Genomic DNA, 8,185 nt, shown 5'->3' with positions numbered 1-8,185 from the left:
GTATTTACTATTTATTAATCTATTATGAGATATTTCCATTATAAATTATTTAAGTTGCTATTAATAGTGCCAACAAATGTAACACCTGCTTTTAATGCGATGCTAATATTAATAACTATACAGTTATCGAATTTGTTTTCTTTTTTTAATATTTTTAAAAGTTACTCAGGGATTGATCTTTATCACATTCACTATGTTGCAATCTATTTATTTTTATTTTTAATCAACTACCTCTACATATACCGATATAGAAAGGAAACTCAGCGGAAATATCAAAATGAGAGCAAAATTCGAAGGCATATTGGATCATTGGCATTTGGGGTTTATGTGATTGCTTCCATTGTTGTATTTGTGAAGACGAAGTAGTTTAGGGACAGATTATTTAGACCCTGAGGGTTTTTAAAACCCTCAGGGTCTTGTCACCTCTCCCTGCTTCATGTCGCGTTCCCCCCGGTTGTTTTACATTCTCCCGTAAATGATATATTTGCAATATCAAAGCTTTGTATCAAATCGGAGAAAATGAAAAGTATCATCACGTTTTTTGAAGAATCTGTTGCCCGTTATGGTGAGAATCCTTTTTTGTGGGAGAAGAAGAATGGGGTGTTTCATTCACTCACCTATGCTCAGGTGCATGCTCAGGTGGAGGAGATGGCCGCAGGTTTTCTGTCCGCAGGTTTGGAGGTCGGCGATCGGGTGGCGCTGCTGAGTGAGGGATGTCCCATGTGGCTCATCAGCGAGTTGGCTGTGCTGTTTTGCGGTGCCATCAATGTGCCGTTGAGCACTAAACTTGAGGGCGACAGCGAACTGGTGTTCCGCATCAACCATTCGGGAAGCCGTTTCGTGGTGGTGTCGTCCACCCAATTGCCCAAAATACGGATGGTGAAGGGTCAACTGACAGGGGTTGAGAAGATATTTGTCATTCAGGCACCCGATAAGTTGGAAGAGAACGAACACCTGCTTTCCGATTTGCAACAACGGGGGGCTGTGGATGCCGCTTTTAACCCCGATGCCTTGGCGCAGCGCAAGCAGGGTGTCACCGGCAACACGGTGGCCAACATCACCTACACGTCGGGCACCACGGCCGACCCCAAGGGCATCATGCTCACCCATCGCAACTATACTGCCAATGTGGAGCAGGCCTTCAGTTACATCGACATTCCACAACACTACATCACCCTGGCCGTGTTGCCATGGGATCATGCCTTTGCCCACACGGCCTGTCTGTATGCGTTTATGAATGCCGGCGCCGGCGTTGCCTCCGTTGAGGTGGGGCGCACGCCTATGGAGACACTCAAAAACTTCTCGAACAACCTGCTTGAGATTCGTCCCCACGTGTTGATGAGCGTGCCTGCCATCGCCAAAAACTTTAAAAAGAACATCGAAAAAGGCATCCAATCCAAAGGCAAGCTAAGCTGGTGGCTGTTTCGGGCCGGGTTGGCGGTTGCCATCTGGTACAATGGTCAGGGTTACGACAAAGGCCGTGGATTGAAAGCCATGGCCAAGCCGTTGATGACTTTTTTCGATCGATTGATATTTAGCAAGATCAAAGTGAAATTTGGGGGACAACTCCAGTATTTCATTGGAGGCGGTGCGTTGCTCGACATCGACTTGCAGCGATTTTTTTACGCCATCGGCGTGCCCATGTATCAGGGGTATGGGCTGAGTGAGGCGGCACCCATCATCTCGGCCAACACGCCCACCTACCACAAACTGGGCTCATCGGGGCGTGTGGTCAACGACCTGGAGATTAAAATATGCGACGAGAAAGGCCTTGAATTGCCCGTTGGCGAGAAAGGCGAGATTGTGATTCGTGGCGAGAACGTGATGGCCGGGTACTGGAAGAACGACGACGCCACGGCATCGGCCATCCGCAACGGTTGGCTCCACACCGGCGACATGGGATATCTGCAACCCGACGGGTATCTTTACGTGTTGGGGCGCTTCAAGAGCCTGTTGATATCGGCCGATGGCGAGAAATACAGCCCCGAAGGCATCGAAGAAGCCATGGTTGATCACTGCTCTTTCATCGATCAGGCCATGTTGCACAACAATCAGAATCCCTATACAGTGGGGCTTTGGGTGCCCTCGCGTGAGAATGTGAACGCCTGGATGCGTACCCACAAAAAACAGGTGGACAACGATGATCACCTGCGCGATGTGCTGCGCGAGATGCTCGACCAAATCAACCAGTTCAAAACCGGTGGCAAACACGGACAGATGTTCCCGCAGCGATGGGTGGCCACTGCTTCGGCCGTGCTGCCCGAAGCCTTCACCGAGGAGAACAAACTGCTCAACACCACCATGAAGGTGGTTCGTGCAAAGGTGGAAGCCCATTTCGCCGACGAAATTGCTTATCTTTACACCCCCGCCGGTAAGGAGTTTGTCAACGATCGCAACGTGATGAACCTGAGACGGTTTTTGGGTAAATAATTTGGATATAGATAAATGATAAATATGCAAAAAACCATTCTCATCACCGGCGGCGCCGGATTCATCGGTTCGCACGTGGTGCGTCTGATGGTGAAAAAATACACCGATTATCGCATCGTGAACCTCGATGCCCTCACTTATGCCGGGAACCTTGAGAACCTCAAGGACATCGACAATCGCGACAATTACATTTTTGAGAAAGGCGATATCACCGATGAGCAGGCCATGGTGCGCCTGTTTGAGAAGTACCGTTTCGACGGGGTGATTCACCTGGCGGCCGAATCGCATGTGGATCGTTCAATTGCCGATCCCCTGGCGTTTATCCGCACCAACATAGTGGGCACGGTGAATTTGCTCAATGCTGCCCGTCAGTTGTGGAAGGGCGATCACGCCGGCAAGCGTTTCTATCACATCTCGACCGATGAGGTGTATGGGTCGCTGGGCGAAACCGGTCTTTTTACCGAAACCACGCCTTACGATCCACGCAGTCCTTATTCGGCCTCTAAGGCCAGTTCCGATCACCTGGTGCGCGCCTATTATCATACTTATGGGCTTCCGGTGGTGGTATCGAATTGTTCCAATAATTATGGACCCAATCAGTTTCCTGAGAAGTTGATTCCTTTGGTTATCAACAATATCAAGAATGGGAAATCCATCCCCGTTTACGGCAAAGGTGAGAACATTCGCGACTGGCTTTATGTGGAAGACCACGCCCGTGCCATCGACCTCATTTACCACGAAGGGAAATTGGGCGAGACTTATAACATTGGCGGCATCAACGAGTGGCAAAACATCAAACTCATTCGCAAGATGTGCGAGGTGATGGATCGCAAATTGGGTCACACGCCCGGCACCTCCGAAAAACTCATCACCTATGTGACCGACCGCGCCGGGCATGACATGCGTTACGCCATCGACTCATCCAAGCTGATGCAGGAACTCGACTGGGCACCTTCGTTGCAGTTCGAAGAAGGCATCGAAAAAACCATCGACTGGTACCTGGCCAATCAGGGGTGGATGGATCGCATTGTATCGGGCGAATACGAAAAGTATTACCAAAAACAGTATCAGGGGCGTTGAACAGATAACGTGATCCCCTATTTATTTCTTGCCGGATGTGTGTTGTGATTCGTTGGAGATTAAAACGTCCTTTCGGGAACGTATTTCAAAAAATGAGTCATGACCCATTCTGTGCAAGAATTGGATTGATTTTTTTAAATTTCAATAATGGCAGATCAGCAAGTCGCGCAACTTATTATCCGATATATCCTTGCGTAATAACGTCTGGCATTATTGTTCGATATCCTCTATTTTACCAGGATTCTGTCTGCAATCAAACACCGATACGATTCGGACGATATGGTCATTGAATCTGTAGATGACCTTGTAGTTCCTATCAACGATAAAACGGTATTCAAAAGGTCGAGAGATTAGCAAGGGTTCAATCGATCCAATTAATGGATTCGATTCATGCAATAATGTTTTTTGAACGATACCCTTTACAATGTTTTTTGCGATTTTTTGTGAAGCGTTAAAATTGAGATAGTCATATATCTCATGAAGTTGACCTAAGGCAGTGTCGGACCAAAGGACTTTTATTTCCATGAGTCAATTTGCTTCAATACATCTTGAGCAGAAGAAGCTTTTCCATTTATGAAATCATTTTCAGAATCATCAACGAATTTGTTTAATTCCTTGATTGATAATGGATAGAAATTTTTTTTTAATTGTTTTCTTCTTTCAGCCAGTAGTAGTTTTTCTAATTTTGTGGCTCTGTTCTGATTTGTGTGGGTAATCATAAGTATCAATTCTCTCAGGCCAATATTTCGTGCCCTCTAGCCGGGCGGGCTCTTACTTTTTGGCTACAGCCCCAAAAAGTAAGCAAAAAAGGCCGCCGCTAACGTAAAATGGCTAAAAATCATAGGCCCTCGCTAAAATCTGCGAACTCGCAAGCTCAAACAGCGCATATTTTTTTACGCTCAGGCCTATGATTTTTTTAACGCCATTTTCCGAAGGCGGCTTAGTTACCTTGTTTGATTTCGTGCTTCCATATTTTGGTTACCCACAGAATTCAACATAGAGCCAATTTTGTAATGATTTCTTCATCGGAGACCCGTAGAAATTCTTCTACAAAATGTAGTTTTCTTGCTTGAATGTCCATGACCATCAATTTTATCTAACAACAAAATTAGGGAATTTTTCATTGGATGGTTAGTTATATTTTCTCATTGCCATTCTAATGCAATAACCTCAATCTTGAGTGGAGTTTATGATTGTTAGGCAAGATTATGAACGGTGATGTTTCCATCTTACGGTTCAAGAACGCTTCTTCATCCATGCAGCCGTTTCGGCAATGGTCTGTTCAATGGGAGTGAAGTAATAGTTGAACAGATTCATGAATTTATCAGAACTGTAATGCGATGTGTTGTTTGACGTGCGAGCGTTTTCGCGGGTGAAACGGGGCTCGGTACTTGTGAGTCGCGCACGCAACGTATCGAGTCGCCAGGCCAGCGAGGTGAGCAATGGTGTGGCACGGCGTGTGGGAGCAAGGGTGCCAAAGTGTTTGGCCATCAGGTTGAGTAATTGGCGGAAAGGAAGATTTTCGGCAACGAGCACGAATCGTTCATCTTCAATGGGGCTTTCCATCAACATCACCATGGCGTTCACCACGTCACGCACATCCACATAGCCTGTGCCACCTGAAGTAAAAAAGCGGGATCCTTTGCGCCCCAGTTCCATCAGTTTGCCCGAACTGCGGGCGGGATTGCCCGGTCCCAGGATGACGCCGGGATTGACAATTACGGCGGGCAGACCCTCTTTGGTGCCGCGCCATACTTCCATTTCGGCCAGGAACTTGGTTTTTGAGTAGTGCGAGTGTCTTTCGCCTGCCAGCCACACCGATGTTTCGTCGGAGGGGATGCCGTTGCCCGAATCGCTAAGCGTGGCAATGGAACTGACGTGGCAGAGTTTGCGAATGCCCGCATCGATGCAGGCGTTCACCACGTTGGCGGTACCTTCTTCGTTGATGCGGTACATGAGCTTGCGCTGAGCCGGCACAAACGACACGTGCGCGGCCGCATGATAAACTTTTTCGATGCCGGCGAGGGCATCCTCCAGGGAGTAATAATCGAGTACGTCACCTGTCACCCATTCAATGTTTTGAATTAAGTCAATTGAAGCATCGTTGTAAAATGCAAAGATGTTTTCGACGTCCGTCAGGCTGGCCGTGTTGCGAATCAGCGCCCTGATTTGATGGCCGTTGGTAACCAGTTTGTGAAGCAGATGGGCGCCCACCAGGCCGGTGGCGCCGGTGACCAGGATGTTGGGTGTAGACATACGGTGTGAGGGTGATTACCAATTGAGGAGAATGGTTTGCTTCAGGTCGGGGTGCAGGCTCAGTGGCACCGGGCTCGTTTGGGTCACGCTTTCGATGATTTGTTTTTGTTCATCGGTATAATTCCTTTTGGGGAAGTGAAACTCAACTACCACCTCAGCCACACGTCGAGGATTTTCGGCCATGATTTTGGTGATGTCGATGGTGGTGCCGGTGAGGTCAAACCCGTTGTCCATGGCGCGGATGCCCATGATGGTCATGATGCAGTTGCCCAGCGATGTGGCCAGCAGGTCGGTGGGCGAAAAGCTTTCGCCGCGTCCCCGATTGTCGCAGGGGGCATCGGTGATCAGGCGGGTGCCCGATTGCAGGTGGGTGTTTTCGGTGCGTAAATCGCCCAGGTAAGTGGTGCGGATAGTTGGCATACTCTTGTGGTTTTGGGTGACTAATTTACGATTATTTGCCGCACGCCCCACCTTACTGTTGCAAATCGGTTTGGTGTGCTGATGAATATGGGTTATCTTGCATCGTTTTTTCAACAGGCTCTTGGACTCTTCAATAGTCAGAGGGGCAGTTTGTTGTGTTGATAGTTTACGAATCAAAATCATCGAAAAACATGTTTTCAGGAATCGTAGAAGAAGCAGCGGTGGTAAAAGCCGTGGCACAGGACAAGGGTAACGTTCACCTGACGCTTGCGTGTTCGTTTGTGAACGAATTAAAAATTGACCAAAGCGTGGCTCACAACGGGGTATGCCTCACCGTGGTGAGTAAAACCGATACCACCTACACCGTCACGGCCATTCGTGAAACGCTGGAGAAATCGAACTTGGGTTTGCTGAAGGATGGCGACAAAGTGAATCTTGAGCGAAGCATGATCATGAACGGACGCCTGGACGGCCACATCGTTCAGGGGCATGTTGACCAAACGGCGCGTTGCATTGAAGTGAAAGAAACCGATGGTTCGTGGTTGTTCACCTTTCAGTACGACATTAACAAAGAAAAAGCGGCGCAAGGATACATGACTGTCGAAAAAGGATCGGTGTGTGTCAACGGGGTGAGTTTGACGGTTGTCAATAGTCGTGACGACCGCTTTTCGGTGGCCATCATTCCTTACACCTATGAGTTTACCAACTTCCACCAAATTAAGGACGGATCGGTGGTGAACCTCGAGTTCGACATTCTGGGTAAATACATCAGCCGAATCATGGCATTGAAGTAATAGTTTAAGGTTAAAATTCTCATTCAAAGGCAGAAGTTCGTGAGGAGTTCTGCCTTCGTTATTCACGTGGCATCAAACATCACACCATGCGCATCGGATTTCTCGGTGATACCATTTTATCCGACGAGGCTCAGGTTGGGCCCCGTTTGAGGGAAGTTCTTCAGGGTACTTCATTTAATATTGCCAATCTCGAAGGGCCATTTATTGGTTCCGGTGACAAACCGCGCGCCCATGCGGGGATGCATCAGTTGACACATACGGTTAATTTGCTCAAGGAGTTGAACGTGGTGGCAGTGTCTTTGGCCAACAACCACATGATGGATTTTGGTGATATGGACATCGTGTCAACGATGAAACATCTCAATGATAACGGAATAGGGTGTTTTGGTGCAGGTAAAGATTCTGAAGATGCCAATAAACCATTTGAAATAGAATTAGGTGGTGAGTTGTATCGCTTTTATGGCGCCATGCAACGTTACTACTCAGCACACCATTTCGCCACGAAACAGCGTGGCGGTGTGGCGCAGTATCGGCCATCGGGCTATTGCACTGTGGGAGAACATTTAGGCAAAACGGTGCGCAATGTGTTGTTCCTGCATTGGAATCAGGAGTTTGAAGATTATCCCGAGCCTGAGTCGAAGCGGACGGCCGAGTTGTTGACGGAAAGTTTCGACCTGATTGTGGGCTCGCATCCCCATTGCGTGCAGGGTATTTCGCATCATGGGCGTTCTTCGGTGGTTTACAGTCTTGGAAATTTCATTTTGCCGCATCGTGAATACTTCAATACAAGCTTGAAGTTGTATCCTGCAAAGAGCTATCAGTCAATGGTTGTGATTTGGGATGCGTATAATCAGTCGAACCCTGTGCAAATTGTTCCCTGCACGGTGAGCCCCGATGGGCAGTTCATCGAAATGGCTGATGCCGACACTGAAAGCGCCATTCGTGAGAAGTTGCTCAATATTTCTGAACCACTGTTGCTCGACGGTGCTGATTATCGTCGTTTTTACCTGAAGAATCGCGTTCGCAAAAACAGACCTGTTCTTACCCGATATGAAATTATAAATCGCATTAAAATTGGTATATACATGGTCATACGTCAATTTATGCTTTATGTTGAAATCAAGGTTGCTTCACTGCTCGATGCCATGGGCATGCGCACCCTGATGCGCCGTATGTTGTCACTGTTCATCCCCAGATACCGTTAA

Annotated in this window: 8 protein-coding genes; 4 read left to right on the top strand and 4 right to left on the bottom strand. The window is 47.8% G+C overall.

Annotation, left to right across the window (positions count from 1 at the left end; all coding sequences use genetic code 11):
- Positions 1-519: 519 nt before the first annotated feature.
- A complete protein-coding gene (locus tag LX69_RS11450) occupies positions 520-2,430 on the top strand; it encodes an AMP-dependent synthetase/ligase (protein WP_111446191.1) in 1,911 nt (636 codons plus the stop codon).
- A 24-nt stretch (positions 2,431-2,454) separates the two neighbouring features.
- A complete protein-coding gene (rfbB, locus tag LX69_RS11445; protein ID WP_111446190.1) occupies positions 2,455-3,510 on the top strand; it encodes a dTDP-glucose 4,6-dehydratase in 1,056 nt (351 codons plus the stop codon).
- A 210-nt stretch (positions 3,511-3,720) separates the two neighbouring features.
- On the opposite strand, the gene LX69_RS18380 is transcribed toward rfbB, so the two are convergent.
- From LX69_RS18380 to LX69_RS11425, 4 genes are all read right to left on the bottom strand, one after another.
- Entirely contained in the window at positions 3,721-4,035 is a 315-nt protein-coding gene (locus LX69_RS18380; RefSeq protein WP_111446189.1) for a type II toxin-antitoxin system RelE/ParE family toxin, read from the bottom strand.
- The gene (locus LX69_RS11435) at positions 4,026-4,229 is read right to left on the bottom strand and encodes a hypothetical protein (RefSeq protein WP_111446188.1); all 204 of its coding nucleotides are present in this window, start codon (positions 4,227-4,229) and stop codon (positions 4,026-4,028) included. The genes LX69_RS18380 and LX69_RS11435 overlap by 10 nt, the downstream gene beginning before the upstream one ends.
- Positions 4,230-4,746: 517 nt before the next feature.
- Positions 4,747-5,766 carry an NAD-dependent epimerase/dehydratase family protein gene (locus LX69_RS11430; RefSeq protein WP_111446187.1) on the bottom strand — a complete coding sequence of 340 codons (1,020 nt, stop codon included), beginning with the start codon at positions 5,764-5,766 and terminating at the stop codon, positions 4,747-4,749.
- Between the two features lie 15 nt (positions 5,767-5,781).
- Complete coding sequence (locus LX69_RS11425; protein ID WP_111446195.1) at positions 5,782-6,186, bottom strand: OsmC family protein; 405 nt, start codon at positions 6,184-6,186, stop codon at positions 5,782-5,784.
- Positions 6,187-6,377: 191 nt separating this feature from the next.
- On the opposite strand from LX69_RS11425, the gene LX69_RS11420 reads away from it, so the two are divergent.
- Both LX69_RS11420 and LX69_RS11415 read left to right on the top strand, forming a co-directional pair.
- Positions 6,378-6,980: a riboflavin synthase gene (locus LX69_RS11420; RefSeq protein WP_111446186.1), complete on the top strand. Its 603-nt coding sequence runs from the start codon at positions 6,378-6,380 to the stop codon at positions 6,978-6,980.
- A gap of 86 nt (positions 6,981-7,066) precedes the next feature.
- Entirely contained in the window at positions 7,067-8,185 is a 1,119-nt protein-coding gene (locus tag LX69_RS11415) for a CapA family protein (RefSeq protein WP_111446185.1), read from the top strand.

The sequence above is a fragment of the Breznakibacter xylanolyticus genome, from assembly GCF_003254275.1.
In the GTDB taxonomy this organism is placed as follows: domain Bacteria; phylum Bacteroidota; class Bacteroidia; order Bacteroidales; family Marinilabiliaceae; genus Breznakibacter; species Breznakibacter xylanolyticus.
The sequence above is the reverse complement of the archived record's forward strand: the minus strand, read 5'-3'. Positions and strand labels throughout refer to the sequence as shown.

Coding starts and splice junctions, on each gene's coding strand:
- LX69_RS18380 (WP_111446189.1), bottom strand. CDS start 4,035: ATGGAAATAAAAGTCCTTTGGTCCGACACTGCCTTAGGTCAACTTCAT.
- LX69_RS11430 (WP_111446187.1), bottom strand. CDS start 5,766: ATGTCTACACCCAACATCCTGGTCACCGGCGCCACCGGCCTGGTGGGC.
- rfbB (WP_111446190.1), top strand. CDS start 2,455: ATGCAAAAAACCATTCTCATCACCGGCGGCGCCGGATTCATCGGTTCG.
- LX69_RS11420 (WP_111446186.1), top strand. CDS start 6,378: ATGTTTTCAGGAATCGTAGAAGAAGCAGCGGTGGTAAAAGCCGTGGCA.
- LX69_RS11450 (WP_111446191.1), top strand. CDS start 520: ATGAAAAGTATCATCACGTTTTTTGAAGAATCTGTTGCCCGTTATGGT.
- LX69_RS11415 (WP_111446185.1), top strand. CDS start 7,067: ATGCGCATCGGATTTCTCGGTGATACCATTTTATCCGACGAGGCTCAG.
- LX69_RS11425 (WP_111446195.1), bottom strand. CDS start 6,186: ATGCCAACTATCCGCACCACTTACCTGGGCGATTTACGCACCGAAAAC.
- LX69_RS11435 (WP_111446188.1), bottom strand. CDS start 4,229: ATGATTACCCACACAAATCAGAACAGAGCCACAAAATTAGAAAAACTA.